This is a genomic window from Mucilaginibacter sp. KACC 22063, from assembly GCF_028736115.1.
Taxonomy (GTDB): domain Bacteria; phylum Bacteroidota; class Bacteroidia; order Sphingobacteriales; family Sphingobacteriaceae; genus Mucilaginibacter.
Genome location: NZ_CP117877.1, coordinates 4538645 through 4565018 on the forward strand (window position 1 = coordinate 4538645; position 26374 = coordinate 4565018).

Here is a 26374-nt window from a genome sequence, read left to right on the forward strand (position 1 = left end):
GTTTAAGTAAGTTGACTGTTTAATCGGCTTCGTCTGCTAAATAAGCTACCTATAATTTCCCAGTTAAATACAATTACCGAGAATAGCAAAAGCAAGTAGCCCGATAACTGCGAGCCTTCAAAGCCCTCGTTAAAATATACAAAAGCGACTACAAAGGCAATGATGGGATTTATATAAATGGTGATACCAAGCGTTGATGATGGGATACCCGTTAACGCATACAGGCTAAGCAATAACGGCACAAGCGTAAACAGAACTGCCACAACAGTAATGTTGGCCCAAAATTCAAGCGATGTTGGGAACCCGTTATAATCATGTATGTAAAACGGCAGCAATAGCACCGCAGCAATAATCAGCTGCACGGCCAGCATATTGATTTTATCAAAGTGGGTAAGCACCCGTTGTATGACCAGGTAAATGGCATAAAATATAGCAACTACAAATGCCCATGCTACGTTAATAACAGAACCGGTTGATAATATGCAGATACTGACCAACGCTATCATCAAGCCTGCTACCTTTAATTTAGTTACAGGCTCTTTTAATATCAGAAAACCGCCACATGCGGTTAGTAAAGGACAAATAAAATAGGCGGATGCCGCTACTTTAACGCTAATGTGATTAACTACATAGATGTATGTAAACCAATTGAGCATAATGGCTGCGCCCGTAAAAAATAGAAGCAATAAGGTTTTGTTTCTCTTTTTAGGTGATAAGCCCGAAAGGATGTTCAGGTCTGTCCTGATCGCCTTTCTGTGTAACGCCAGGTTGTAGATCCAGATAATGACCAGTGAAGCCAACACCCGGTAATATAATATCTGCTGCGAACTGTAATTGAGGTGATGCAGCCGCTTTAAAGGTATAGTAAGAAAACCCCAGATAAATGCTGCGCCGATGGCAGCCAGCAGGTATATAGCTGAGGCTTTCTTTTGTGCCATTTAACCAAGTACGGCAATTACAGAAATTTCTACGTTTACGTTTTTAGGTAAAGCAGCGGCCTGTACGGTTTCGCGTGCCGGAAACTTCTCTGTAAAGTAAGATCCGTAAACTTCGTTTACAGTTGCAAAGTTACCCATGTCTTTCAGGAAAATGGTAGTTTTAACAATGCTGGTAAAGTCGGTTCCGGCTTCTGTTAAAATAGCTTTAAGGTTTTCCATTACCTTTTTTGTTTCTGTGGTAATGTCATCAAGCACAAGTTCACCGGTTTTGGCGTCAAGCGCAATCTGTCCCGAAACAAATAATAAGTTACCTGCAACAACAGCCTGGCTGTACGGGCCTATAGGTGCAGGGGCGTTAGATGTATTGATAATAGTTTTCATTTCTTGATAATAAATACGTCAATCAGTTTCCAGATGATCCCGCCAAGGAACATAATAATAGCCACTGCATTGATAATATGCATTACTTTAAGGTTAAAGCTTGTTGGCCTGTTCGGATCCTTTTTTCGAAAGAAGTACATAAAACAAAGTTAAACAAAAAAGGCGTCCCAATTGGAACGCCTTTTCTGGTATACTAATTTTGTTTAGAAAATTATTGTTGGAACTCAACACGACGGTTTTGTACACGTCCTTCTTCAGTTGAGTTATCAGCAATTGGGTGAGTTTCACCGTAAGCTTTAACTTTTAAGCGACGAGCTTCAACACCAGAGTTAACTAAGTAAGTTTTTACTGAGTTAGCACGGTCTTTAGACAGACGCATGTTGTGAGCAGCAGTACCTTCAGAAGAAGCATAACCTTTTAAAGTTACAACTTTGCTTGTGTTAGCACGTAAGTCAGAAGAAACTGCATCAAGAGTTGGGTAAGATGAAGTTCTTAATACTGAGCTGTCAAAGTCAAATTGGATGTTAGTGTAAGCAGCTGGAGTAGCAGCACCACCTACTTGTACTGTATCTTTTTTCAATGGGCAACCTGCACCATCAACTACAGTACCAGCTGGAGTGTTAGGGCATTTGTCAAATTGATCAGATACACCGTCACCGTCAGAATCTTTTTTCAGGTCGTTAACAGCGTTTTCAACGTTAGTAACACGGCCTTTTAAAGCTTCAACTTCTTGACGTAAAGCTGCATCATACAACTCATCATACATCATAGCAACTGGGTTCACCCAATCCAGGTTTGGTTTTGATTTTGAACCAATAGTCCACTCTAAACCAGCATAACCGTAAGAGTATTTGTCTTTAGTAGGGTAGCCACGTTGTAAAGCATCTAACCAATCATCATCGGTGAAGTTTTCAGTGTAGCCTAAGTTAAGAGCCCAAGCATCAGATAGACGGAATTTAACACCTACGCCTACAGGGATTACTAAGCTTTTTACGTAATGGTTGCTACCATCAGAGTTTTGGAAAGCATAGCTGTTACCGTTAGCAGTTACATAAGTAGGGTTATACCATACTAAACCAGCACCTGCTTTAACGAAGAAGTTAATTGCGTTTTTACGACGTAAGTAGTCGATAGTAGCAACGTTAACAACGCCGCTGATAGTACCGCTGTAGAAATCGGTTTGGAAAGAGCGACGGTCGTCACGGAAACCACCTACTGCGTCTTGGTTGTTACCTTTCAAACGTCCACCATTGAAATCACCTTGGATACCAAATGAGTGTGCAAGTTGCCATCTTAACGAAGCACCGTAGCCATAGCTTGCTTTCCAGTTAGTGTAGTCATTGCTACCACCGGTTGCATTAACAGGAGCAGTTACGCCACCGTTGATACCGATGCTGAAAGTTTTGTACTGACCTCTGCCGCCAAATACCTTAGCGTTAGTGGTTTCAGAAGTTTTCATGGTAGAGTCGGTAGTGGAAGTAGTGGTGGTTGAAGTTTGCGCTTTCACCATCCCTACAGCCAAAACAGATGCCACTGATAAAGCGACTGTTTTCTTTAATGTAGAATAGTTCATAGTTTTAAGATTAAACAATTTTTAATTGTGATTTTTTTTCAAAATTAGTAATTATGTTTGAAACGTTTACCAAACACCGTTCCAAACTTGACACTTTTTGAGACAAATAGAAGAATAATTTGTTTAAAAAATTGATAATAACTTTTCAAGCATGAAATATCTACCCATCGATAAAGAATTATTTACTTATAATAGAAATAATTTCTTTTTGCGATTAAAGCCCCGCTCGCTGGCCATTTTCCATTCAAATGACGAGTTTCCGCGAAGTGGCGACCAAAGCTTTATATTTAAACAAAATGCTGACTTTTTTTACCTGACAGGTATTGACCAGGAGCAAAGCATCCTGCTGTTATTTCCAGATTGTCCTAATCCGTTGTACAGAGAAGTACTTTTTTTAAGACAAACCAGCGAATTAATAGCCATTTGGGAAGGACATAAATATACTAAAGAAGAAGCACAGGCCGCATCAGGTATTAAAACCATATTCTGGCTGGATAATTTTGACAACATATTACATAGTATTATTCATTATGCAGAAAACATATATATTAATACGAATGAAAATGACCGCTATGTACCGGGAGTAGAATACCGAGATCTGCGAATGTTTAAACAGCTTAAGGAGCGTTACCCTTTACACAATTACCTGCGGGCTGCAACTATTATGCGCGACCTGCGCGTAGTAAAATCAGACATTGAAGTTGAACTGACCAAAAAAGCATGCAGTATTACCAGGGATGCCTTTGTACGTGTACTTAAATTTGTAAAGCCTGGTGTTGCAGAGTATGAAATTGAAGCCGAGATCATACACGAGTTTTTGCGCCAGCGTGCAACAGGCCATGCCTACAACCCTATCATAGCATCGGGCAGTAATGCCAACGTATTACATTATATAGATAATAACCAGGTTTGTAAAGACGGCGATGTGATCCTTTTTGATTTTGGGGCCGAGTACGCAAATTATAATGCCGACATGAGCCGTTCTATACCGGTAAATGGCCGCTTTACGCCGCGCCAGAAGGCAGTATATAATGCTGTACTTAATGTTATGCGCGAAGCGACTAAACTTTTACAGGCCGGTACCATCTGGAATGAATACCATGACGAAGTGGGTAAAATAATGACCAGCGAACTTATTGGACTTGGTTTGCTGGATAAAACAGATGTTAAAAACCAGGACCCTACGGCACCTTTATATAAGAAGTATTTTATGCATGGCACATCACACCATTTAGGTATTGATGTACATGATTTTGCCAGCCGCTACAAACCATTTGAGGCTGGTAATATTTTAACCTGCGAACCTGGTATCTATATCCAGCAAGAAGGCTTAGGTATACGTATTGAAAATAATATATTAATTACTGACGGCGGTAATATTGACTTGATGGCTGATATCCCTGTGGAGGCCGACCATATCGAAGATATTATGAATTCATAGGGCGCCGTCCTTTTCACCTCTTTCTCTGCTCCAAAGGCTTCCTCCGGAGCAGAGAATTGTTGACTTACACCTTACTTAAATATCCCCCAACACAATTCCATATTTTAACAATGCTCCTGCGCATCTGATAAGTATAGGCGGCAATAATCTTTACTGTCAACAGCGGTAACTTTTTCATATCCTTTATTGAATTTAAGGCTTAAAGCCCTAAATTGGGGCTGCAACATATCCCTGCTTTACAAATGAACTTTAAATCCATATTTACTACTGTGGCTTTAGCTGCAACAACATTAGTTTCAAACGCTCAAACCGATTCTGTAATGATGCGCCACATATTTGATGAGGCGCTGGTTAATGGCAAGTGCTACGAAAACCTGCATTATCTGTGTAAAAATATTGGCCAGCGTTTAAGCGGCTCAGCCAATGCGCAAAAAGCGGTGGACTGGAGCAAAAAGTTAATGCAGGATTATGGATTTGACAGGGTTTACCTGCAGGAAGTAATGGTACCGCATTGGGTACGCGGCGCAAAAGAGCAGGGTTATATCATTGATGGAAAAACTAAAACACCGGTAGCTTTATGTGCTTTGGGTATGTCGGTAGCTACACCTGCCAATGGTGTTACTGCTAATGTTATAGAAGTACATAGCCTTAAACAATTGGATACTTTAGGTGAAGCAGGCATAAAGGGAAAGATTGTGTTTTTCAATCGCCCGTTTGATGAGCGTTTTATTGAACAGGGCACGGCTTATGGAACCGCGGGTGACCAGCGCAATGCCGGTCCGGGAGCAGCATCTAAATACGGGGCAGTTGCTGTAATTGTGCGTTCGCTTACCAGCGCCTTAGACAATTACCCGCATACCGGGGCAACTAACTATGGTAAAAACAAGCCTATACCTGCCGCTGCTATCTCTACCATTGCGGCTAACCAATTAAGTGAGTTACTTAAAAAGAACAAGTCGGTACAGTTTTACCTTAAGGATAACTGCGAAATGCTGCCTGATGTATTATCCTACAATGTTGTTGGCGAGTTAACCGGCTCGGTGAATCCTAACCAGATTATTACCGTTGGTGGCCACCTCGACTCATGGGACCTGGCAGAAGGCGCGCATGATGATGGTACAGGCGTAATGCAGTCAGCCGAAGTCCTACGTATATTTAAAGCATTAGACTATCGCCCTAAACATACTTTACGTGCCGTATTTTTTATGAACGAAGAAAACGGCGACAGGGGCGGCTTAAAATATGCCGAGCTTGCTGCAAAAAACAAAGAAGAACATATTGCAGCTATAGAAACAGACGAAGGCGGCTTTACGCCGCGAGGTTTCAGTTTTGAGAAAGCATCACCGGCATTTTTAAAGAACATTAATGCACAGTGGAAAAGCCTGTTTGAAACTTATGAAGCCGGTCGTTTAGTGGAAGGCGGCAGCGGTACAGATATCGGCCCGCTGCGCGAAACTGTTCCGTCTGTTATGCTCATCGGCTTCCGCCCCGATTCACAACGGTACTTTAATATACATCATACCCCTAATGATGTATTTGAGAACGTGAATAAACGCGAGTTAGAACTGGGTGCAGGTACCATCGCTTCGCTGGTGTATCTGATTGATCAGCACGGATTGAATTTTTAATTAATCTGAAGAATTTTAAACTATGGGTTGTAAATTTGCGGCTCATTATCTTATTGTAAAACGTGTCAGACGACGGAAATAGTCAACCTCAAAAACCAGATTCGTTTGCAGCCCTGCGCTACAAAGACTTTCGCTCTTATATCGGTATGCGTTTCTTCTTTACGTTCGCGTACCAGATGCAAACCACCATACTTGGTTTTTACATTTACGAGCTTACGCACAGCAAAGTAGCTATTGCCTTTATCGGCCTCAGCGAAGCCATACCGGCAGTTGGTATAGCGCTTTATGGCGGCTACATTGCTGATAAGTATGAAAAGCGAAAAATGCTGCTGCTCATATTCGGCGGGGTATTTTTATCGTCGCTGGTAATGGGTACGGTTACGCTCAATAGTATGGCCACTTATATGCACGGCTGGATACTGCCTGTTTTGTATGCCATGATATTTTGTAATGGTATTGCACGCGCCTTTTACGGGCCTGCAACTTTTACCATTTATGCACACAGTATCCCAAAAGAAATTTATCCTAATGGCAGCAGCTGGAGCAGTTCCAGCTGGCAGGTAGCCTCTATATTAGGCCCGCTTACCGGTGGTTTGCTATATGGTTATGCACATCATATCAACCCGGCACTAAGCGGTATCAGCACCACGTTTGCTGCTATCCTTATTTTCCTGTTTATATCGCAGATCCTGGTTTACCGCCTGCGTAAATATCCGCCTGTATTTATACCAAAAGAAAGCATTTGGGTTAGCCTCAAAGAGGGGCTTAACTTTGTATTTACTAATAAAATGATGTTCTATGCCATGAGCCTCGACCTGTTTTCAGTATTCTTTGGCGGCGTAGTAGCATTGTTGCCCGTTTATGCACTGGACATTTTAAAAGTAGGGTCAGAAGGATTAGGCCTTATGCGTATGGCTTCCTCATTAGGGGCAGCGCTGACCATGATCGCTATGGTGCGATTCTCACCTATGAACCGCCCATGGCGTAACCTGCTGATCGCCGTTGCCGGGTTTGGCGCAGCCATTATTGGATTTGGCTTATCGCGCACGTTTTATTTGTCGCTGGTATTCCTGTTTCTGCAAGGCGCTTTTGATAGTGTCAGTGTTATTATCCGCGGTACCGTTATGCAGTTACTCACGCCCGACCGTATGCGCGGCAGGGTATCAGCCGTAAACTCTATGTTCATCGGTTCATCAAATGAGATCGGCGACTTTGAGTCGGGCATAGCGGCAAAAATATTAGGCACCGTGCCCGCCGTTCTTTTCGGCGGTTGCATGACCATGTTCATCGTAACTTTTACCTTCTTTAAAACACGGAGCCTTTTACCAAGCAAATTAAGCGATATCCACGCGGCTGGTATTAAAGAGAATGAGTAATAGTAATACAATCTTCATCTAACTTATCCAAGGGCATCCTTAACATAATATAGTAAAGTGGCTTAAATGTGCATGCAAATGTGGTTTATTGATTGATAGGCTATTTGTTTCCTAACTTTTCTACTAAATAGTCCGCTACATTTTTAATTGTAAACATTAGTTCTCTAAACGCTTTTTCGTTATAGGAATATCGTTCTGTTGCGTTTTTATATCTAAGAAAACCTATTTCACCTTCGAACTTAATACCCAAATCTGTGGTGTCTAAAACTAAATGTGCAAATTTGTTCCTCTCCTCAATTATCCAAATAATATCATTATTCATAGGTACCGATTTCTTATAATCCTTAATTCTTATAGGAGCATAAGAGTTATACCAATCTGCATGGTGCTTAATAGCAATATAGTCGAATATCTGCCTTTTATTTTCAAGGTTAAGCCTGTTATCGCCGAACAATAATAGTTGCATTTCAATAATTTTCAACTCGTCAGTCGTAAAATGATATATAATGAAGTTGTCAATAAGTTTTTCGAGCCATGCTACATCATGCAATACTGAGCCGCGATACCTGATAGAAGTTTCTATCATTTGTTCTGGTGTCATAATTATTAGATTTAAGTTTCTCAAACCTAATGAAAAAATTTCCTGCGAAAATTTATAATTGTTATCACAGAAAGATATAATTGGGTTTTTAATAGAGGCCGATCATTTATGCCTTGACATGAATTACTTACTCATATCTGTACCGGCCCATATCATACTCCGACTGCCCGGTAATAATCTTCTTTCGCTGCTGTACATCGTTATCAACCTGGTAATCGTACACCTGGTCTGTAACGGCTATATCGCGGTCTTTATCCTTCTCGGCAAAGTGCATATTTGCTTCTGCTGTTTTGGCAAGTGCCACATCATAAGGCCCACGCGGCGACATCAGCTTTACAAATACCGGCAAGCATTCAAACAAAATGAACAAATAACCGATAAACGATTGCGCCAGATAAGTATCTAGGTCGCGGGTGCCATTGGTATTGTATGAGATCTGGCCAAGCGCCCAATTGCGGTCGGCAAACCCGGCTACGTTGGCAAGGCTGTCTAATTGCTGGTCGGTAAATAGTCGCAGGTTATTTAAGCCTTCGTAATTTTTACGCTGCCCCAGGTAGTTGTCCATCTTACCCAGGTCGTCAGTCACCGTTTTCAGCCGGGCTTCCTTTTCTTCTAATACAGCTGCCTTTTGCTTGGCATAAGTACCATAGCCTGATATGCCCGATGTCTGGTTGGTTTTATCGCCAAAAACCTCCTGATTAAGCTGGTAACGCGAACGGTTAATATCCCGTTCCAACGAATCTTTTTCCTTTTTCAGATCGTTATTTTTACCGAGCTCCATTGCATACTTCTGGTTATACGTTTTCTGCAAGGTATCTATCTTACTGTGCTGGCCTTTAAGGTAAGCGGTTTTCAGTTTCTGGCGAATCTCTTTGTCAAAGATCTTTAACTCCAGCGGTCGCGAGATAACAATACCGATCATGATAGCAAGCAAAATACGCGGCGAAGCCTGCAAGATCTGCTGGTTGGTACTCCCCTGCTTATTAATACTTGACACGATGTAACGGTCCATATTAAAAATAGCTGTGCCCCACAAAAGGCCGAATAAAATGGCAAACACAACTGCCAGCGGGCTGCCCGAAAATACAAAGTACATGGCATAGCCGCCCGATAACGAGGCAAACAACGCCGTGAAAAATATAGTGGCCCCTATGCCCACATACTTGTTGTGTTCAATAGGGTATTTTTTTAAAGTACCTATATGTGCGCCCGAACAAAACCAAAAGAAACGGGTAACTTTTTCCATTTAAATGTATTGTTTTACACTTTGTTATACATATAAAACGCCTGAACCCTATGTTTGTTACAAACTTTTGTATAACATAAAAAGCTTACCTTTGAATTATAATTTACGGATATGAAAGAAATCACTGTAGAAGAACTAAAAAACATGAAAGATAACGGCGAAGATTTTCAACTGATCGACGTGCGTGAAGATTTCGAATACCAGATGTCGAACCTTGACGGTGAAAACATTCCGTTAGGCGGCATTTTAATTGAAACTGATAAAATAAGCAAAGATAAACCAGTGGTTATTATGTGCCGCAGCGGCAAACGCAGTGCGGTTGCCCTTCACCAGTTAGAGGCACAAGGTTACACCAACCTGGCTAACCTGCAAGGTGGTATACTGGCCTGGCAACAGCAAATTGACCCAACCATTAGCGTGTACTAATTATGAAGGGTAAAATTGCACTAAATACCCTTTACACGCTTGGCATTTTTTTATGTGGCATAACTGTTATCTGGGGAATTCAGCATAGCAGGTACGAGTTTGTGGTGGGTGCTGTACTGGTAGGCGCTATGTTTGTATGGCTAAAAATCAGCATCATTAAAGAGGTAAAAACCATTATCAACAACAGCAATAAAAAGAAATAATCTTTTCATTTAAAAGATTGCCCTACCGTCAACCTTTTTCAGGACATGACAAACAAAATAAAAGCCCCGAAGCAGATGGGGCTTTTATTTTTTACTTAATTAAACAAGCTAATAAAGAACGCATGTCTGGAATATCTGCTTCGCTGTATTCCAGGGGTTATCTTTGATCATTGCAGCTACCTGCTAATGATGATCTTAAATTTTATGCAACAAGGTTTAAGAGACGCATTTTAACTACCATATCATCAACGGCAATAGCGGCGTTTTCTTGCCATTAAGTGCTGTTAATAATCAAACTTCAGGGGGCGCAATTATACGGACAATCGTAAATTGTTGTTATACTGATATTCGTAAAATCTCTGATACATTTTGCTTTAAGCAACGGTAGTTACATCTAAAAATTTTCATTTTTTAACACTGAATTTCAGTTATTTAACTATTGAGCAAAGGTAAAGCAGGCAACATTTTGGCTCATTTTCAGTTTTTTAAATACAAACAGGCTGCAATAGCCTTACATCTACATTAAATTTTAAAACTTTAAATAGGAGTAATTTATGAGAAAGCCTCTTTTAATAGCCGTAGCTTCAGTATTCATTTTCGCGGCGGGTAAGGTGTCGGCTCAAACACAAGACACCACCAAAAAATCGACCACTACAACTACAACCACCAGTACAACTACAGCTCCGGCAGCTACACTTGATGTGGCATCATTGCTGGCAGCAAGTTCAGATTATTCAACAGCCGCTACTGCTGTAAAAGCTGCCGGGTTGGACGCTGCCTTAAAAACTGGTGGCCCGTATACCATATTTGCACCTAATAATGCTGCTTTCAGCAAGCTGCCTCAAGGCAAACTGGACAGCTTAACTAAAGACCCTGCTAAACTGGCCACATTCTTAAAAGGCCATGTAGTTACAGGTTCATACACAAAAGCAGATATCATTAAAGCTTTAACAGCAGGAAAAGGTAAAGCAACGTTGAATACCTTAGACGGGCAAACCCTTACTTTATCAGTTAGCCCTACTAAAACTTTGTTGCTTACCAATTCGGCAGGTAGCTCAGCAGAAGTTACCCTGTATGACCTGATGGCTACCAATGGTGTAATTAATGGTATTAACGGTGTGTTGGCACCCAAACAATAATTGATATTTCCTTTCAAAACAAACAAGCCCCGCAATTGCGGGGCTTGTTTGTTTATACGGTTTGCGTACCGACGGCAAAATAATTTTCCAAGTCAGTAAGCGTAGATGAGTCTGTGGCGATATCTTTTATAATCCTGCCCTTCTCCATCAGCAAGATACGGCTGCTTACATCTGTAACGTGGTTTAAATCGTGGCTGGATACAATAGTTGTTACACCTTTTGCACTCAGTTCTTTCAGTAAGTTCTTTAACCTGATCTGGGTACTCGGGTCAATATTGGCAAATGGCTCGTCCAGCATTAACAGATCGGGGCTTTGCATCAGGCAGGCTGCAACGCCAACCTTACACTGGTTACCTTTTGACAGGTCGCGGATGTATTTACCCTTTTTCAGGATCTCGCCGTTGAAAAACTCAGACAAGCCTGCAAGATGTTCGTCAACCTGGGCACGGCTCAGCTTATGTAAACCGCCTATGAAATAAAAATACTCTTCGGGTGTAAGATAATCGATCAGGAACCCCTCATCCAGATATGCGGCGGTATAGCTTTTCCATTTCTCTTTTCCGGCAACAGGTTCGCCTTGCGACAGTACCTCTCCCTCGTCAGGGCGGATAAGGTCTAACACCATACGAAACAGGGTAGTTTTACCTGCACCATTATTACCAACAAGGCCAATGCTTTCGCCTTTATTAATCAGCAACGAGTCGATGTTAACGACGGTAACACCGGCATATATTTTTTTTAAGTCTTTTACTTCAATCATTTTATTTTGCTCTGAAGCCTTCGGCTATGGTATATCTTCTTTCGTAAAAATCCTTCTCTAACTGTTTGATCCAGAAACTGCGGCTTAACACAAACACTAATCCTATAATGCCAAGTGCAATCAATCCAGCATATTTATGTCCTAATGCAGAAAACGGCAGATAGATGACATAAGGGCCAAGCAGCAGCGGCAATGACAACAGCCACTGCGTACCGCCGACGCCTTCCCAGTTAAATGAGGCACCTTTTGACAGATCAATGCGCCTGTAATTCCGGTTGGCAAAAAACAGCACAATAGTTGTGCTTACACCAATATTCCACAGATACATCACAAAATGGTTGAGCAATATATCCCAGCCGTAATAGACGTAAGGTATGGTGAGAATAAACAATACGGTTGATATGGTAGTAAACATCAGGAACTTCGCTTTAATAAAGTCCTCATATTTTACGTGACTTACCAAGATACCATCAAAGTGGCTGCCCTGCCAGGCAAACATAAACTGGCCATAGTTAATGATGAAAATACCGGTCATTAATAACGCCGGAATAAGCTGTATACCCGAGTTGTGTTTCAATTGGGGATTGTTGTAAAATATCAAACCATATCCCACAAAAAACAAAGACATCACAATGCTGGAACGGGGCCGCTTGTTACGTAAGATCAGCTTTACTTCATTAGCTACCAGGTCGCCCACGCTTCCAAAGTATCCGAGGAACGGAATTTCGGTACTGCTTTTATAGGCTGAAGCTTTTTTAGAACCCAGCTCTTCGAGGTAAAGGTTTGATTTCAGATAACTGAACGTAACTATAAACATCACCCCGGCTAACAGAACAGGCAGTATGGCCCACACCGGCTGACTGATGACATGACCAAAGAAATAGCCTGACCATGTACGGATAGAAAACAGGTGCCATGAGAAATCGGCAAGGCCAATTAAGATGAGCACTGCCGCTGCTACCAGGAAAATCCAGCCGTTAAGATTGGATTTACGCTTAATGTAAAGGGCCAGGTAATTATTGAATATGGTTAACCCGATGATGGCTACTATTACTGCCATTGCAGCGCCCGGGCCATTCTCATGTGCAATAATTTTACAGGTAAAAGGCACAAACAGGATAAGCGGCCACAGATTAAATACCGTAAATAAACCCGTTGTAGTTAAGTAACCCACTACCGTATTGCGCTTTACAGGCAGCAACAGATAAGGCTGTACGCGTAAGGTAGGCAATTCTTGCAATTGCAAACGTGTCAGCAAATCAAACAAATAGTAGTAAAGAATGATACCGCTGAAAGCCGGAATCATGTCCTGCTCGGGGAAAACCTCACTAAGTATCTTATCGAGAAAAAAGCCTACCACAAGCACATTGGCCAGAAGATATAAAATAAGCACGGCCATTACCACACGTACGGCAATGCTTTTGCCTGTGTTTTTCGACCGCCAGAAGGCTTTTAGCTCATGCTGTAAAAAAGTAGAGATCATATTCAATAAGGCTGGTTTAACCTGGTTAAGTTTAAATTAAATACAGGTCAAGATAAATATAAAATTGCCTTTTTGCCAATTTTCACTGCTTTTTGGTAATTATTAGTTAAACAAGGGCTTCGGATATAAACCCATTATCAAAAAGTAAATATCCACAACAAACTAATTCCGAGTTGAAACTATTTATATTAGAATACGTTAACCATCACTCGCTAATGTCCAGGAATTTAAAGTTATATTTTTCCGTTTTCATAAGCTTTTCGGCCTGGATGTTTTCTGCATGCCATAAGGCTGTTGAAGTTGACCCGGTTAACATCACCCATACGGATTCGCTTATCGTACGCGGTACAGACCCTGACCCGGCAACCGCACAGGGATTTTTTCTTGATAGCTGGAAACCTAAGAAACTGATCGTACCTGCATTTACAGATGTACCTAAGCTGCCGGAAGAAGATGCTGATGTTACTGTAAGTATCGACCCAACCGCTATTATTACTAAGGTATCACCGTATATGTATGGCAATAACATCAATACGTATATGACACAGGTGGTTACCGAGCCTGTTCTCTTGAAACACATTGTTAACCTTTCCCCAGGCATACTACGTGCACCGGGTGGCAGCTTATCTGACCAGTTTTTCTGGAATGCACTGAAAGACAAGCTTCCTGCTGATATTCCGGATAAGATCATTGATGCTACAGGTGCCATAGTTGACACCACCCGCTATTGGGTAGGTATGAACAATGAAAGCTGGACCTTAAGTATTGATAATTACTACAAGGTTTTACAAAGTACAGGCAGTGCAGGTATAGCTGTGATCAATTATGGTTACGCGCGCTATGGCACAGGCAAAAACCCGGTGCAAACGGCGGCGCATTTAGCAGCAGATTGGGTACGATATGATAAAGGGCATATCAAGTACTGGGAAATAGGCAATGAGAATTATGGAATATGGGAGCCGGGTTACCGCATTGATAAAACTAAGAATAAAGACGGACAGCCGGAGTTTTTAAACGGTACTTTATACGGAAAGCATTTTAAAATATTTGCCGACTCGATGCGCAAGGCCGCAGCCGAAGTGCACACTACCATTAAAATAGGCGCGGTGATGACACCGAACGCTAACCTTGATGGCGTAATTATTCCCAACTGGAACGCCGACGTAATTGCGGCACTTGATGGGGCCGCCGATTTTTATGCATTGCACAGCTACTATACCAGATACAACGAAGATTCGGATATAAAAACCATTATGGCCACGGCAGATCATGTTACAAACGATATGATGAGCTACATCGGCCGGTCCATGGCCCAGGCTCCGCGGCCAGTTGCACTTACCGAATGGAATATACAGGCTACGGGCAGCAAGCAACAGGTATCAAACATTGCGGGCCTGCATGCCGCCATGACGCTTGGCGAATTGATACAGGCAAAATTTGGCCAGGCCATACGCTGGGATTTGGCCAATAGCTGGCAAAAAGGCGATGATATGGGTATGTTTAATGTTGGCGACGAACCGGATGGCGCTGTCAAATGGCAGCCACGACCGGCATTTTACTACATGTATTACTTTCAAAAACTCTTCGGCGATCGCATGGTATCGTCAAAAGTTACAGGCAGTAACGATATTGTAAGCTATGCTTCAACGTTTAGTAATGGCCCGGCAGGTACAGCATTAATTAACCGCAGTGCAAACAGCCACACAGTAACTATAAACATCAGCAACTTTAAATATGGTGTCCGCTATTACTATTATACCATAACAGGCGGCACTGATGCTACTTTCTCAAGAAAGTGCTTTGTAAATGGCATCGGCCCTACGGGGGTTTCGGGCGGACCATCAAATTATTCAACTATATTCCCCTATTCTGCCAATCCGGCAAAAGGCATTAAGCTTACCATACCGGCTTACAGTGCTGTTTATCTTACCGTTGAAGGAAAGTAGGCCGCTTAATTTTTATTTCGCAGGATAAGCTTTAATTTAGGCTCATTACTTATCGTAGAATGAAAAAACTTTTACTTGCATTTAGTGCATTGGGCTTATGCTTTGCAGCTGAGGCGCAAAACGCTGTTAATTATACATTTACTTTCCCGAACCTGGTGCACCATGAGGCCGAGGTAAGCATGGTGATACCACAGCTACCCGCAGGGCCGGTTAAGGTCCGCATGAGCCGTTCGTCGCCGGGGCGTTATGCCACGCACGAGTTTGGCAAAAACGTTTACAACGTTAAAGCCTTTGATGCCAAAGGAAAGCCGCTTGCTATTAACCAACTGGCCGGCGATGTTTACGAGATACCGCAGCATGGCAGCGAAATAAAGATTACCTATACCTTATTCGGTAACTGGACTGATGGCACTTATGTAAGTATTGATGAAAGCCATGCCCACCTGAATATGCCGGGCAGCCTGATGTGGACCATAGGCATGGACAACCGCCCTATCCGTATCTCGTTTCCGGACGTTAAAAAACATGGCTGGCGGGTGGCTACCCAATTAAAATCAGAAGGCAACAACACTTATTTTGGCCCGGGCCTGCAATATGTAATGGACAGCCCGACAGAATTATCTGATTACAAGGAAACCAGCTGGGAAGTAACTAATACAGACGGCAAAAAGGAGCCTATCCATTTAACAATCCATTCTGACGATAGCCAGGAAGTGATTGATAATTTCGGCAAAATGGTGCAGCGACTTGTGCTGGAAGAGAAAGCCGTATATGGAGAACTGCCTACTTATGATTATGGCAGTTATACTTTTCTTGACGATGTATATCCTACCAATAGCGGCGACGGTATGGAGCACCGCAACTCCACCTGCATTGTACAAACCACACCACGTGTAGCCGGGTATGAGAAACGCCTGCTGGGCACTTTTTCGCATGAGTATTTTCATAGCTGGAATGTAGAGCGCATTCGCCCCAAAACATTGGAGCCGTTTAATTTTGAGCATGCCAACATGAGTAACGAGCTTTGGTTTGCTGAAGGCTTTACTCAATACTATGGCGATCTGCTGCTGACCCGTGCTGGTTTTAACACAGATGAAGATTTTTATGACGATGCAGCGGGATTAATCAATTCTGTTTTAAACACGCCCGGCGCACGCGATTTTTCTGCCGTACAGGCCAGCCGTTATGCCGTATATGCCGACGCAGGCGTAGCCATTGATGCGACCAACAAAGCCAATATTTTCAACAGCTACTACGTATATGGCGGTGCAATTGCCCTGGCGCTCGACCTGCACCTGCGTACCGAGTTTAAGCTAACGCTCGATGATTATATGCGTGCAGTTTGGCTGGCACATGGCAAGGTTGAAAAAGCATATACCATTCCTGATCTGCAAAACATATTGGCTAAACTTACAGGCAACCCGTCCTTTGCAGCCAACTTTTACAAAAAATATGTTTACGGATTGGATAAAAACGATTATGCGGCATTACTTGATAAAGCAGGTTTAGTATTGCGCCGCTGGCACCCGGGCAAGGCATGGGTCGGCCGCATAGGTGCGCAGGCTTTCCGCGGAAGCGAGGGTGCGGCACGTGGCAATAATGCCGAGGGCGTGCTCATTGCATCTGCCATTGCTAAATATACCCCGGCTTATAAAGCCGGGCTTGATGCTGGCGATATTATCACCGCTGCAGACGGCAACACCGTAAAAGATTATGCTGCGCTAACCGAGCTTATTAACAGCAAAAAGCCTGACGACAAACTTAAAATAGCTTATAAAAACCGCACAGGTGAGCACGAAACAACACTGACCCTTGAAGAAGACCCGGCCTATGAAGTAGTCACCTACGAAAAGGCAGGCAAAACAGCTTCTGATGCACAACTGGCCATCCGTAAAGCATGGCTATCAACCAAAGTAAAATAAAATGAAAAAGATATTTATCACCGCAGCACTTGTTGCCTGCACAGTAGGCCTGTTTGCACAGGATGTAAACAAACTGATTGACGCAAACGACGTTGACCGCATTATTAAAACTCTTACCGCTGATGATATGCAGGGCCGTGCAACCTTTACACCCGGTATTGAAAAAGCGGCACAGTTTATAGAAAGCGAGTATAAAAAGGCAGGCTTACAGCCATTGCCCGGCAATAAAGACTTTCGCCAGAACTTTGCCATGACGCGGATTACACCTTCAAAAGTGCAATTGACACTTAACGGCACCAACGTTGCAGGCGATCATGTATTAGCTTACACAAGCAGTGCTGTTAACTGGAATAATAACAGCGATGTTAAAATAGTTAAGATTGGCGCAGATCAGAACATCCAGACAGAATTCAGGACTATACGCCGCAGCAATCAGAAAACCATTGTATTGATTGATCCGCATTTTGAGAGTTGGTTTAACCTTGTACGCGGACAGCTTAGCAAAGGCATGACCACCTTAAAGCCAACCGAAGGGCCCCAGCCGGTGATTTTTGCCTTAGGAAACTTTGATAACGTAACTTCTTTTCAAGCCAGTGTAGAAGTTGAAACAAAGCAACTACCGCTGTTTAACATTGCAGGAATGATCAAGGGCAAAACAAAGCCTGATGAGTATGTGATCTTCTCCGGCCATTATGATCACTTAGGCATCATTAAACCAATGGAAGGCGATAGTATTGCTAACGGTGCTGATGATGATGCCTCAGGCACTACAGCTGTGATTACATTGGCAAAATATTTTAAAAAATTAAACAATAATGCCCGCAGTATCATATTTGTAGCGTTTACTGCCGAGGAGATCGGCGAATATGGCTCTGCTTATTTTGCCACCCAGGTTGATCCTGCAAAAGTTTCGGCAATGTTCAATATCGAAATGATCGGCAAGGCTTCTAAATTCGGAGAGAACTCTGCCTTTATTACCGGTTATGAGCGTTCTGATTTTGGCAAGATCCTGCAAAAGAACCTGGAAGGCACAGCCTTTAAATTCTACCCGGATCCCTACACCGAACAGAACTTGTTCTACCGCAGCGACAACGCTTCTTTAGCTAAGGTAGGTGTGCCTGCGCATACCATATCAACCGACCAGATTGATATCGACAAATATTACCATACCGTAAAAGACGAATACAGTACGCTTGATGTGAAGAACATTGTGGCAACCATCCGTGCTATTGCGCTAAGCTGCAAAACCATTGTTGCCGGTACCGATACGCCAACACGTATCCCGCCGCTTGAGCAGCGTTAACCTTACAACGGTTTTTGCATAATATAATCATTCATCCAAAATGGGCCGATGGCAATATCTTCTTCGCGAAGTATACTGAAGCCCATTTTTTCGTAGAAGCTTTTTGCCTTGTTATAACGGTTTACATTGAGCAGCAGGTTTTGAGCGCCTGCCTTTTTAGCAATATCGGCAACCGTATTAATTAATAGCTTACCATAACCTTTACCCTGCGTTTGTGGCAGGCAATATAATTTATGCAGCTTGTAATCATTGTCGCCATAAGCCGAGTACCCTGCAAAACCGACAGGGTTATCGTCTTCTTTGAGTATCAGGAAAGTCTGCTCGCCGGTAATTATTTGCTGCCTGAGTACTTCAACATCATAAATCTTATCCAGCATAAACCTTATTTGCTCTTCGGTTAGTATAGGCGAATAAGTCGGCCACCAGGTATCCTCTGCTAACTGTTTAATAACATCGGCATATTGTTCGGTTGCTGTAACAATGGTTGTTTGCATAGTGCAAAGGTAATATTATCAAGCCTCACCCCAACCCCTCTCCAGAAGAGAGGGGCTTATCCTTGCTCGTTAAAGTCCTCCCTACTGGGAAGGATTGACAATTACTAAATATAATAAGCACTCGATTAAGTAATTACTTACAACAATCTCTCCTTATCTTCGTCGCAATGCTTGATATTCTTTACCGCGATGATGTGCTGATTGCTATTAACAAGCCGCACGGACTAATGGTACACCGTTCTAAAATTGCGGATGACACCGATGTGTTTGCCTTACAGTTGTTGCGTGATCAAATCGGTCAGACGGTTTACCCTGTGCATCGCCTCGACCGTAAAACAGGTGGCGCATTGCTGTTTGCCCTAAACAAGGAAACGGAGAAAACCATGCAGCAACAGTTTATGAACAAAGAGGTAACTAAAAAATACCTGGCTATTGTGCGTGGTTATACAGAACCACAAGGCGAAATAGATTATCCTTTGCGTAAAGAGAATGGCACTTTGCAGGATGCCTTTACGGCTTACACTACACTAAAGCAGGCTGAGCTACCCATAGCATTCGGCAAATTTGAAACCTCAAGATATTCGCTTATAGAGGCTATGCCTACCACAGGGCGTATGCACCAGTTACGCAAGCACTTTAAACATATCTTCCACCCTATTATAGGCGACCGCACCCACGGCTGCAATAAGCAGAACAAACTTTGGTGGGAACAATGGCAAATGGACACCATGTTGCTTCATGCATCGGAGCTGACATTCAGCCATCCGGCAAGCCGGGAAAATATTAGTATAACCGCCCCGCTAAGGCCAGAGTTTGAGCATGTAATGCGCCTACTCAGCTGGTTGTAGCCGGGCTTGCACCTGTTCTAAAATATCAGCAATTGCCTGCTCGTTCTTTAATACCCTTTCGTGCCCTGCACCATTATAAGGCACAGCTTCTACAGACGGATGGGCAGCTATAAATTCTTTCAGATAACTAAACGGCGCTATGGCATCGTCTTCATCGTAGATCAGATAATGCGGTAATTCGTTATTGTACTTATAAAGTGTAGTGAGATTAAAATAAGAAAAGCGGTTACTGAACTTCACCCTGAACTGCTGAAAAAATTCCTCCTGTACAGCTTTATCAATACCGATGCCGTCCATTGTGGCAATAAAGTTTTCTTTCAGTTTTACTAAAGGCGTCAAACTGATCAGCTTGCCGGGAAGTACGCCCGAATCATTTATGGCCATCACATTAGCCATTACACCCAAAGAATGACCAATCAGCACATCAGGTGCTCCATATTCGGCAAATATTGCTTTAAGAGCCTCTACATACAGCAACAGGTTTGACAGGTCACCTTCAGAACTGCCATTACCTGGCGCGTCAAACGCTATAATCTGCACATCGGGCAGGTTACGCAAGGCATTAATCAAATCCACAAAATCTAAGGCCTTTGAACTCCAACCGTGTGTAAGCACAATCTTTTTGCTGCCGGTTCCCCAGGTAAAAATGTTAACGTTAAGTTGCCCACCACTAAAGTATTGATCCTTTACCATTAATGATGATTTTGCAGCATCGGCTAATAATTCTTTTTGCGGCAGCCACAAAGGCATCTTGGGCGAATAACAAATCAGTTCCCACAACAATGGCTTTATATCCGTTTCGGCTGTTGCCTCTTTAATATTCTTAACAATGCCGCGCATTCTTTTCATAAGACAGATAGATTGTAACACAAAGCTAAAACATTAGCCCGCCTTTAGTCACTATCCAAACTTTTCTTACAAACTACTGAGATTGAAGTCCTCCCCTCGGGAGGATTTAGGAGGGTTTAATCCAATAGCTTAATCATAAAGCCTTTTTCAGTAACAATCTGCATGATCTTATGAGGGCAAAAGTTGCTGCCCTGTATGCGCAGTATTTTATCACAATCTTCCAGGTCGAAGTTGATGCGGCTTTCCGGGAAATGTTTGCTTAGCAAGGCTAACAAGCTCCGCGCCTGCGACCGTCGCTTTACATCTGTTTTAAACACCTCGACCATAGTGGTTAAATCTTTTCAGCTTTTATTTTGTGGAAATAGACGTATGAGATCAGTAAAATAGCAAAGGCTACAACCGGGAACAGCAACATTGGCGAAATTCCATCAACCGCTGCGTTTGCGATAAATGCGGAGATAATAGATATGCCATAGCCTACATAAGCCCATTCTTTGTAACGCGGCGGAATAAATGGAATGATTAACAATAGTCCGCCAATGATTTTTCCGTAAGACAACTCAAGCCTGAACCATTCGGGTAAACCTGTGTGCCTTATCCCTTGCTTTGCCATTTCAGAATTGAAAGTCAGTGCGGGTATTAAACCATCGAGCAGAAAGAAGATAGTGGTGAAGATCCAGTAAATGATCTTGTCTTTTTTAGCGGCAGTTGCGCTGATAAATGTTGTCATAAATGTAAAGTGATTGAGTGAGTGATGTTTAAATTTAGTTATTCTGCAGCACACTTAAAATATTGCCTGCCGAGTCTTTAAACCAGGCAATCAAAGGCCCGCCTTGCCGCATTATACCTTTTTCATCTGTTTTAAACTCAGGGAAATCATAATGCTCCATTTGTACACCTTTATCGTTAAGCTGCTGTACGGCATCGTCTATATCATCAACAATGATATTAAGCACCGTGAATGTGGCAGGAACAAAATCAGGTTTAGGATAAATAATAGTATGACTGCCATTTGCAAATTGCAGGGTGAGAATGCCGCCCATGTCATTATCCTGGCTTACACTTAAGCCTAATGTTTCGGCATAAAAGCTTTTCGCTTTTTCAACATCATTAGTAGCAAAGCTGCTGAATACTTTATTGTCTTTAAACATATTGGTTTTATTTTATTGGTTTAACAAACTTAACACTCTGCATTAAAACCTGCAGGGTGTAAATACGACAACTTGAGGGGTTGTTTACGCCACCAGCTTTACTTACCTTTATTATACCATGAAACATATCTCTATCCTTATCCCACAGGGCACCAGTAGTTTAAGCAACATTGAAGGGGCCTATCAGATACTTAACGAGGTAAATAACATCCTGATGGATATGGATAAGCCGCCGGTGTTTGAAGTGCAGCTGGTAGGCATTGCACCCGAGGCTCGTCAGCGCAATGGCTTGTTCACTGTTAGGTCGGGAGTATTGTTTAATGAGGTAGAGGAAACAGACCTGATCATTATTCCTGCCATGCAGGATAACCCGTTAAAGGCCCTTGATCTTAATCATGATTTTATCCCCTGGGTGATTAAGCAATACCAGAACGGCGCCGAAGTAGCCAGCTTTTGCGTTGGTGCATTCTTTTTGGCGGCTACCGGGTTGCTTAAAGGTAAACAATGCGCAACTCATTGGCGACTGGCAGGCGAGTTCAGGCAGATGTACCCTGATGTAAACCTGGTAGATGATAAGATAATGACGGCCGAAGATGGTATCTATACCAGCGGCGGTGCATACTCTTACCTAAACCTTGTGTTGTATCTGGTTGAGAAATATGCGGGCAGGGATATGGCTATCCTGATTGCAAAAACCTTCATGATTGATATTGACCGCAACACACAATCGCCGTTTATCATATTCAAAGGACAGAAAACGCACGACGACGAGCAGATTATCCGTGCGCAGGAATACATTGAAGAAAATTACCAGGAAAAGATCACAGTAGACCAGTTGGCAGACCTGCTTGCACTTGGCCGCCGCAACCTGGAACGCCGCTTTAAAAAAGCCACATCGAATACTGTCATAGAATACATACAACGTGTAAAAATTGAGGCCGCTAAAAAAAGGTTTGAAAGCAGCCGCAAAAACATAAACGAGGTAATGTATGAGATCGGCTATTCAGATACAAAGGCCTTCCGTACTATTTTCCGCAAGGTTACTGGACTTTCCCCTGTTGAGTACCGCAATAAATATAATAAAGAAGGAGCCTTGTTAAATTAACACATCGCATTAGTCGTTGACTGATATGATTGTAAGTACAGTAACATTTGTATTTCTTACTTGCTAATATCAAATTTAGCCTATACCTTAACCCCATATTGCGTACCTAAATTATGAATATGAAAAACGTTTTATCACTATGTGCAGCATTGCTTATTACAGCAACTGTTTTTGCACAAAACACCTTAACCAAACAAGAGCAAAAACAAGGCTGGCACTTACTGTTCGACGGAAAAACTACCAATGGCTGGCACACTTACCTTAAACCGCAGGCCGGCAGTGCTTGGGTGGTAACCAATGGCGTGTTAGAACTTGACCCTAAAGGACAAGGCCGCGGCGATCTGGTTACCGATAAAGAATACGAGAATTATGAGTTGAGTGTAGACTGGAACATTTCGCCAGAAGGCAACAGCGGTATTATTTTCGGTGTGCATGAGGATAGTACCTACAGGCAAACCTATTTAACCGGTGTAGAAATGCAGGTACTTGATGATAAACAAGCCGAGGATAATAAAAAGGCTAATCACCTTGCCGGTTCTTTATATGATATGAAGGCACCGTCAGCAAATGTGGCTAAACCAGCCGGCGAATGGAACACTGCCAAAATCATGAAAAATAATGGCCATTTAACTTTTTGGCTTAATGGCACTAAAGTTATTGATGTTCAAATGGGCAGCCCCGAGTGGCAGGAGCTGATCAACAACAGTAAGTTTAAAACCTGGCCGGGGTTTGCTAAATATGCTAAAGGCAAAATAGCGCTTCAAGATCATGGCCATAAAGTATCCTTCCGCAACGTTAAGATAAAAGAATTGTAAGCAGGAATATCAGCTGATTAAACCTTTTCATTCCTTTCATGGTCATATCCTAAAACTAAGAAACGACTTATGAAAAGAATGTTCAAAGCATTAATAATTGCGGCCATGCTGGCATTCACCGCCGCAGAAAGTCACGCACAAGTTATAGTACGTGTACGCCCTGTACCTCAAAGAGTGGTTGTAGTTCCGCGCCCGGGACCAAGGCATGTTTGGGTACGAGAAGAATGGGTCCCTGTTAACGGACGCTATGTTTGGCATGGTGGTTACTGGGCAGCCCCTCCGCGCCCAAGAGCGATATATGTACAGGGGCACTGGCGCCATGGATACCGCGGCTGGGTTTGGGTACCTGGCTACTGGAGATAAACAAAAAAGCATCGGTTTTTGCCGATGCTTTTTTGTTTATGATATAATTGTATCGCTAATTAACATTCATTTCGTCAAGTATTTCTACCAGGTTTTGGCGTGTTACGGGTTTCACATAAAAATGTGATACCTCTTTGTAAGTTGCAGCCCGGTCATGGTCGGCTTGGTCAATAGAAGAGCTTACAATGTAAACCGTAACTTTTTTACTGATATTAAACTTGGTAAACTCGTCCAAAAACTGCCATCCATCCATTACAGGCATATTTAGATCAAGCAAAATTACGTCGGGCAAGATATCCGGTGATTCCAGTATAGGTTTAAGGTACTTTAAGGCTTCAAGTCCATTGTGAAATACAAGAAGGGTCTCACAAAAATCAATTACCTTCATCTGGCGTGATAAAATGTAGGTGTACATTGGATCATCATCAATGATGCAGGCAATGTCAAGTTTTTTCATAGTGCGGCTTTTTAAATAATTTCAACTTTAAATGTAGTACCCGCACCCGGCTTGCTATTAGCTGTTATTTTACCGCCCATGGCCTCTACCTGATTTTTTACCATAAACAGGCCAATACCACGGGCATCACTGTTACCATGAAATGTTTTATACATACCAAATAGCTTATGCCCATACATTTTCATGTCAAGGCCTAAACCATTATCGCTTATTTCGAGTACCAAATTCCCTGAAATATACGAAGCCGCAATTGAAATTTTCAATTGCCTGTCGTGCTGGCGGTATTTTATACTATTACTGATAAGGTTAAGCAGAATACTTTCGAGATAAGCTGCATTGTAATTAACTGTGATACCGACATTTATGTCAATAGCTACATCAGCATCAACGTTACGTAACGATTCTGATAGAATTTCAAGGGTACGGACTACTTCGTTGTGCAAATTTAACGACTTTTTGTTCTGCTGCCCATTTTCCTGAACTTTTACTATCTCATTTAAATGAGTAAGGGTTTGTTGCAGGTTTGCGGCATTAACAACCAGCATGTTTATAATCTTGTCTTTCTCCTTATCATCATCCTCCTCAATCATCAAATCAAGCAGCATTTGTATGTTGCCTGTATGTGAACGCAGGTTATGCGACACGATGTGTGCAAAGTTGAGTAAACGGCTGTTTTGCGCACTGATAATCTCTAATGTTCGCCTGCGTTCCTGGTCAGCAAGCTTACGTTCATTGATATCTGCAATGGTACCAAACATCAATAGTGGCTGCCCCTCGGCAGACCATTCAACCACTTTACCTCTCGACTCTATCCACATCCACTTGCCGCTCTTATGTTTCATGCGGTACTCGCATGCATAAAACTTAGATTGCCGGGTAAAGCAGATATTCAATTGCCGCTCATTCTCCTCCTGGTCTTCCGGCTTCCGCAGGCTTTGCCATGACTGATAAAAATCGGGACCTAATTCGTCCAATTCATACCCAATGATACGCCCTGCCTTGGCGTTAAAAATCATATTGTTAGTATCTATATGCCACTCCCAGGTACCAACCCCAGTACTTTTAATAATATTATCAAGCCTTTGGCGCTCGCGGATTAAAATTTCTGCCTGTTGCTTTCTTTCTGTAATATTCTTGATCTGCGACACAAAATATTGAGGCACTCCAACATCATTCCTTACTAAGGATACGGCCAGTAACACCCATATAATGTGGCCATTTTTATGGAAATAGCGCTTCTCCATGGTATAACTATTGGTTTCCCCGTTCATTAGCTGCTGCATTTGCATCAGGTCTAAGTCCAGGTCATCCGGGTGCGTTATAGTTTGGAAATCTATTTTTAACAGGTCTGCCGCATCATAGCCAACAATATTGCACAGGCTTTTATTCACCTTTAACCAATGCCCGTTAAGCGAAACCAGGGCCATGCCGATAGGGGCATTATCAAATGCCTGGTGAAAGCGTTCTTCCTGGTGTTGTAAGCTATCAAGTGTTTCTTTTTTTACAGTGATATCCTGTAAAATGCCATATAGGTAACCTTTTTTATCCCCTTCAAAACTTGATTGTACAATGATGTGTATCCACTTTACATTTCCGCGTTCAGTAGTAATCTGAAAATCTCCGCTGCCAGCCTCGCCCGTTTCCCTGCATCTGCAAAAAAGCTGCGAAAGACCTTCTTTATCATGGTAATAGCTTAATGATTTATCGTCAGATGGTACATAATCTTCATCTACTTCATATATCTCCCGCATCACGGGGTTCCAGAAAATCTCGCCAGTAACCAGGTTACGTTCCCATATTCCTAACTGTGCCAGTGGGGCTACCTTCTGGTATAATTCGAGCTTGGTATGCATTAATGGTTGTGATAGTTCAGCAATCAATCGTTTAGTAAGTTAATAGTAATCAATACATTCACTTGAGATGTTA

The 26374-nt window shown here is 42.4% G+C and carries 28 protein-coding genes; 13 read left to right on the forward strand and 15 right to left on the reverse strand.

The window, feature by feature from the left end; translation table 11 throughout:
• Positions 1-2: 2 nt before the first annotated feature.
• The 4 genes from PQ461_RS19895 to PQ461_RS19910 form a co-directional block, all read right to left on the reverse strand.
• Positions 3-938, reverse strand: coding sequence for an EamA family transporter (locus tag PQ461_RS19895; protein WP_274207314.1), 936 nt, complete (start codon positions 936-938; stop codon positions 3-5).
• On the reverse strand, positions 939-1319 hold the full coding sequence (locus PQ461_RS19900) for a RidA family protein (protein ID WP_274207315.1): 381 nt from the start codon (positions 1317-1319) through the stop codon (positions 939-941). It abuts the gene before it with no gap.
• The gene (locus tag PQ461_RS19905; RefSeq protein WP_274207316.1) at positions 1316-1459 is read right to left on the reverse strand and encodes a DUF6728 family protein; all 144 of its coding nucleotides are present in this window, start codon (positions 1457-1459) and stop codon (positions 1316-1318) included. Before PQ461_RS19905 ends, PQ461_RS19900 begins: the two co-directional genes overlap by 4 nt.
• 71 nt (positions 1460-1530) lie before the next feature.
• Positions 1531-2892 carry an OmpA family protein gene (locus PQ461_RS19910; protein ID WP_274207317.1) on the reverse strand — a complete coding sequence of 454 codons (1362 nt, stop codon included), beginning with the start codon at positions 2890-2892 and terminating at the stop codon, positions 1531-1533.
• Positions 2893-3043: 151 nt separating this feature from the next.
• Between PQ461_RS19910 and PQ461_RS19915 the strand changes: the two genes are divergently transcribed.
• The 3 genes from PQ461_RS19915 (at position 3044) to PQ461_RS19925 (ending at position 7337) form a co-directional block, all read left to right on the forward strand.
• Positions 3044-4333 (forward strand): aminopeptidase P family protein, encoded by a 1290-nt coding sequence (locus PQ461_RS19915; protein WP_274207318.1) that lies wholly within the window; start codon positions 3044-3046, stop codon positions 4331-4333.
• A 242-nt stretch (positions 4334-4575) separates the two neighbouring features.
• Positions 4576-5961: a M20/M25/M40 family metallo-hydrolase gene (locus PQ461_RS19920; RefSeq protein WP_274207319.1), complete on the forward strand. Its 1386-nt coding sequence runs from the start codon at positions 4576-4578 to the stop codon at positions 5959-5961.
• Positions 5962-6023: 62 nt separating this feature from the next.
• Positions 6024-7337 carry an MFS transporter gene (locus PQ461_RS19925; protein WP_274207320.1) on the forward strand — a complete coding sequence of 438 codons (1314 nt, stop codon included), beginning with the start codon at positions 6024-6026 and terminating at the stop codon, positions 7335-7337.
• A gap of 100 nt (positions 7338-7437) precedes the next feature.
• Here PQ461_RS19925 and PQ461_RS19930 read toward each other — a convergent pair whose 3' ends face one another.
• On the reverse strand, positions 7438-7938 hold the full coding sequence (locus PQ461_RS19930; RefSeq protein WP_274207321.1) for a hypothetical protein: 501 nt from the start codon (positions 7936-7938) through the stop codon (positions 7438-7440).
• Positions 7939-8065: 127 nt separating this feature from the next.
• The gene (locus PQ461_RS19935) at positions 8066-9184 is read right to left on the reverse strand and encodes a DUF4407 domain-containing protein (protein WP_274207322.1); all 1119 of its coding nucleotides are present in this window, start codon (positions 9182-9184) and stop codon (positions 8066-8068) included.
• A 111-nt stretch (positions 9185-9295) separates the two neighbouring features.
• On the opposite strand from PQ461_RS19935, the gene PQ461_RS19940 reads away from it, so the two are divergent.
• The 3 genes from PQ461_RS19940 to PQ461_RS19950 all read left to right on the forward strand — a co-directional run bounded on the left by PQ461_RS19940 (position 9296) and on the right by PQ461_RS19950 (position 10952).
• Positions 9296-9610 carry a rhodanese-like domain-containing protein gene (locus PQ461_RS19940; RefSeq protein ID WP_274207323.1) on the forward strand — a complete coding sequence of 105 codons (315 nt, stop codon included), beginning with the start codon at positions 9296-9298 and terminating at the stop codon, positions 9608-9610.
• Positions 9611-9612: 2 nt separating this feature from the next.
• Complete coding sequence (locus tag PQ461_RS19945) at positions 9613-9813, forward strand: DUF6358 family protein (protein WP_274207324.1); 201 nt, start codon at positions 9613-9615, stop codon at positions 9811-9813.
• A gap of 554 nt (positions 9814-10367) precedes the next feature.
• A complete protein-coding gene (locus PQ461_RS19950; protein WP_274207325.1) occupies positions 10368-10952 on the forward strand; it encodes a fasciclin domain-containing protein in 585 nt (194 codons plus the stop codon).
• A gap of 52 nt (positions 10953-11004) precedes the next feature.
• On the opposite strand, the gene PQ461_RS19955 is transcribed toward PQ461_RS19950, so the two are convergent.
• Entirely contained in the window at positions 11005-11712 is a 708-nt protein-coding gene (locus PQ461_RS19955; RefSeq protein WP_274207326.1) for an ABC transporter ATP-binding protein, read from the reverse strand.
• Position 11713: 1 nt separating this feature from the next.
• The gene (locus PQ461_RS19960; RefSeq protein ID WP_274207327.1) at positions 11714-13195 is read right to left on the reverse strand and encodes a DUF5687 family protein; all 1482 of its coding nucleotides are present in this window, start codon (positions 13193-13195) and stop codon (positions 11714-11716) included.
• A 215-nt stretch (positions 13196-13410) separates the two neighbouring features.
• Here PQ461_RS19960 and PQ461_RS19965 point away from each other — a divergent pair, with 215 nt between their 5' ends.
• Genes PQ461_RS19965 through PQ461_RS19975 form a run of 3 tightly spaced genes read left to right on the forward strand, consistent with a single transcriptional unit; the run spans position 13411 to position 18366 of the window.
• Positions 13411-15141 (forward strand): alpha-L-arabinofuranosidase, encoded by a 1731-nt coding sequence (locus PQ461_RS19965; RefSeq protein ID WP_274207328.1) that lies wholly within the window; start codon positions 13411-13413, stop codon positions 15139-15141.
• A gap of 59 nt (positions 15142-15200) precedes the next feature.
• Complete coding sequence (locus PQ461_RS19970; protein WP_274207329.1) at positions 15201-17063, forward strand: M61 family metallopeptidase; 1863 nt, start codon at positions 15201-15203, stop codon at positions 17061-17063.
• 1 nt (position 17064) lies between these two features.
• Positions 17065-18366 (forward strand): M20/M25/M40 family metallo-hydrolase, encoded by a 1302-nt coding sequence (locus PQ461_RS19975; protein WP_274207330.1) that lies wholly within the window; start codon positions 17065-17067, stop codon positions 18364-18366.
• A gap of 2 nt (positions 18367-18368) precedes the next feature.
• On the opposite strand, the gene PQ461_RS19980 is transcribed toward PQ461_RS19975, so the two are convergent.
• Positions 18369-18860, reverse strand: a complete 492-nt coding sequence (locus PQ461_RS19980) for a GNAT family N-acetyltransferase (protein WP_274207331.1) — start codon at positions 18858-18860, stop codon at positions 18369-18371.
• Positions 18861-19027: 167 nt separating this feature from the next.
• Here PQ461_RS19980 and PQ461_RS19985 point away from each other — a divergent pair, with 167 nt between their 5' ends.
• Positions 19028-19708, forward strand: a complete 681-nt coding sequence (locus PQ461_RS19985; RefSeq protein ID WP_274207332.1) for a pseudouridine synthase — start codon at positions 19028-19030, stop codon at positions 19706-19708.
• On the opposite strand, the gene PQ461_RS19990 is transcribed toward PQ461_RS19985, so the two are convergent.
• From PQ461_RS19990 to PQ461_RS20005, 4 genes are all read right to left on the reverse strand, one after another.
• Positions 19691-20557, reverse strand: a complete 867-nt coding sequence (locus PQ461_RS19990) for an alpha/beta fold hydrolase (RefSeq protein WP_274207333.1) — start codon at positions 20555-20557, stop codon at positions 19691-19693. The two genes, PQ461_RS19985 and PQ461_RS19990, sit on opposite strands and share 18 nt — an antisense overlap.
• A 116-nt stretch (positions 20558-20673) precedes the next feature.
• Positions 20674-20883, reverse strand: a complete 210-nt coding sequence (locus PQ461_RS19995; protein ID WP_274207334.1) for a hypothetical protein — start codon at positions 20881-20883, stop codon at positions 20674-20676.
• A 5-nt stretch (positions 20884-20888) separates the two neighbouring features.
• Positions 20889-21287: a DoxX family protein gene (locus PQ461_RS20000; RefSeq protein ID WP_274207335.1), complete on the reverse strand. Its 399-nt coding sequence runs from the start codon at positions 21285-21287 to the stop codon at positions 20889-20891.
• Between the two features lie 34 nt (positions 21288-21321).
• Positions 21322-21708 carry a VOC family protein gene (locus tag PQ461_RS20005; protein WP_274207336.1) on the reverse strand — a complete coding sequence of 129 codons (387 nt, stop codon included), beginning with the start codon at positions 21706-21708 and terminating at the stop codon, positions 21322-21324.
• Between the two features lie 118 nt (positions 21709-21826).
• Here PQ461_RS20005 and PQ461_RS20010 point away from each other — a divergent pair, with 118 nt between their 5' ends.
• From PQ461_RS20010 to PQ461_RS20020, 3 genes are all read left to right on the forward strand, one after another.
• Positions 21827-22813, forward strand: coding sequence for a GlxA family transcriptional regulator (locus tag PQ461_RS20010; protein WP_274207337.1), 987 nt, complete (start codon positions 21827-21829; stop codon positions 22811-22813).
• A gap of 119 nt (positions 22814-22932) precedes the next feature.
• Positions 22933-23628 carry a 3-keto-disaccharide hydrolase gene (locus PQ461_RS20015; protein WP_274207338.1) on the forward strand — a complete coding sequence of 232 codons (696 nt, stop codon included), beginning with the start codon at positions 22933-22935 and terminating at the stop codon, positions 23626-23628.
• 69 nt (positions 23629-23697) lie between these two features.
• Positions 23698-23991 (forward strand): hypothetical protein, encoded by a 294-nt coding sequence (locus PQ461_RS20020; protein ID WP_274207339.1) that lies wholly within the window; start codon positions 23698-23700, stop codon positions 23989-23991.
• Between the two features lie 55 nt (positions 23992-24046).
• Here PQ461_RS20020 and PQ461_RS20025 read toward each other — a convergent pair whose 3' ends face one another.
• Both PQ461_RS20025 and PQ461_RS20030 read right to left on the reverse strand, forming a co-directional pair.
• Entirely contained in the window at positions 24047-24448 is a 402-nt protein-coding gene (locus tag PQ461_RS20025; protein ID WP_274207340.1) for a response regulator, read from the reverse strand.
• Positions 24449-24459: 11 nt separating this feature from the next.
• Entirely contained in the window at positions 24460-26301 is a 1842-nt protein-coding gene (locus PQ461_RS20030) for a sensor histidine kinase (protein ID WP_274207341.1), read from the reverse strand.
• Positions 26302-26374: the final 73 nt, after the last annotated feature.

What these genes read in the sequence shown, in the direction of transcription:
- PQ461_RS19980 (WP_274207331.1), bottom strand. Translation starts at nt 18,860, where the DNA reads ATGCAAACAACCATTGTTACAGCAACCGAACAATATGCCGATGTTATT.
- PQ461_RS19970 (WP_274207329.1), top strand. Translation starts at nt 15,201, where the DNA reads ATGAAAAAACTTTTACTTGCATTTAGTGCATTGGGCTTATGCTTTGCA.
- PQ461_RS19910 (WP_274207317.1), bottom strand. Translation starts at nt 2,892, where the DNA reads ATGAACTATTCTACATTAAAGAAAACAGTCGCTTTATCAGTGGCATCT.
- PQ461_RS19975 (WP_274207330.1), top strand. Translation starts at nt 17,065, where the DNA reads ATGAAAAAGATATTTATCACCGCAGCACTTGTTGCCTGCACAGTAGGC.
- PQ461_RS19915 (WP_274207318.1), top strand. Translation starts at nt 3,044, where the DNA reads ATGAAATATCTACCCATCGATAAAGAATTATTTACTTATAATAGAAAT.
- PQ461_RS20020 (WP_274207339.1), top strand. Translation starts at nt 23,698, where the DNA reads ATGAAAAGAATGTTCAAAGCATTAATAATTGCGGCCATGCTGGCATTC.
- PQ461_RS20015 (WP_274207338.1), top strand. Translation starts at nt 22,933, where the DNA reads ATGAAAAACGTTTTATCACTATGTGCAGCATTGCTTATTACAGCAACT.
- PQ461_RS19965 (WP_274207328.1), top strand. Translation starts at nt 13,411, where the DNA reads ATGTCCAGGAATTTAAAGTTATATTTTTCCGTTTTCATAAGCTTTTCG.
- PQ461_RS19985 (WP_274207332.1), top strand. Translation starts at nt 19,028, where the DNA reads ATGCTTGATATTCTTTACCGCGATGATGTGCTGATTGCTATTAACAAG.
- PQ461_RS20025 (WP_274207340.1), bottom strand. Translation starts at nt 24,448, where the DNA reads ATGAAAAAACTTGACATTGCCTGCATCATTGATGATGATCCAATGTAC.
- PQ461_RS19895 (WP_274207314.1), bottom strand. Translation starts at nt 938, where the DNA reads ATGGCACAAAAGAAAGCCTCAGCTATATACCTGCTGGCTGCCATCGGC.
- PQ461_RS20005 (WP_274207336.1), bottom strand. Translation starts at nt 21,708, where the DNA reads ATGTTTAAAGACAATAAAGTATTCAGCAGCTTTGCTACTAATGATGTT.
- PQ461_RS19945 (WP_274207324.1), top strand. Translation starts at nt 9,613, where the DNA reads ATGAAGGGTAAAATTGCACTAAATACCCTTTACACGCTTGGCATTTTT.
- PQ461_RS19950 (WP_274207325.1), top strand. Translation starts at nt 10,368, where the DNA reads ATGAGAAAGCCTCTTTTAATAGCCGTAGCTTCAGTATTCATTTTCGCG.
- PQ461_RS19995 (WP_274207334.1), bottom strand. Translation starts at nt 20,883, where the DNA reads ATGGTCGAGGTGTTTAAAACAGATGTAAAGCGACGGTCGCAGGCGCGG.
- PQ461_RS19960 (WP_274207327.1), bottom strand. Translation starts at nt 13,195, where the DNA reads ATGATCTCTACTTTTTTACAGCATGAGCTAAAAGCCTTCTGGCGGTCG.
- PQ461_RS20010 (WP_274207337.1), top strand. Translation starts at nt 21,827, where the DNA reads ATGAAACATATCTCTATCCTTATCCCACAGGGCACCAGTAGTTTAAGC.
- PQ461_RS19955 (WP_274207326.1), bottom strand. Translation starts at nt 11,712, where the DNA reads ATGATTGAAGTAAAAGACTTAAAAAAAATATATGCCGGTGTTACCGTC.
- PQ461_RS19935 (WP_274207322.1), bottom strand. Translation starts at nt 9,184, where the DNA reads ATGGAAAAAGTTACCCGTTTCTTTTGGTTTTGTTCGGGCGCACATATA.
- PQ461_RS19990 (WP_274207333.1), bottom strand. Translation starts at nt 20,557, where the DNA reads ATGAAAAGAATGCGCGGCATTGTTAAGAATATTAAAGAGGCAACAGCC.
- PQ461_RS20000 (WP_274207335.1), bottom strand. Translation starts at nt 21,287, where the DNA reads ATGACAACATTTATCAGCGCAACTGCCGCTAAAAAAGACAAGATCATT.
- PQ461_RS19905 (WP_274207316.1), bottom strand. Translation starts at nt 1,459, where the DNA reads ATGTACTTCTTTCGAAAAAAGGATCCGAACAGGCCAACAAGCTTTAAC.
- PQ461_RS19900 (WP_274207315.1), bottom strand. Translation starts at nt 1,319, where the DNA reads ATGAAAACTATTATCAATACATCTAACGCCCCTGCACCTATAGGCCCG.
- PQ461_RS19920 (WP_274207319.1), top strand. Translation starts at nt 4,576, where the DNA reads ATGAACTTTAAATCCATATTTACTACTGTGGCTTTAGCTGCAACAACA.
- PQ461_RS19940 (WP_274207323.1), top strand. Translation starts at nt 9,296, where the DNA reads ATGAAAGAAATCACTGTAGAAGAACTAAAAAACATGAAAGATAACGGC.
- PQ461_RS19930 (WP_274207321.1), bottom strand. Translation starts at nt 7,938, where the DNA reads ATGACACCAGAACAAATGATAGAAACTTCTATCAGGTATCGCGGCTCA.
- PQ461_RS20030 (WP_274207341.1), bottom strand. Translation starts at nt 26,301, where the DNA reads ATGCATACCAAGCTCGAATTATACCAGAAGGTAGCCCCACTGGCACAG.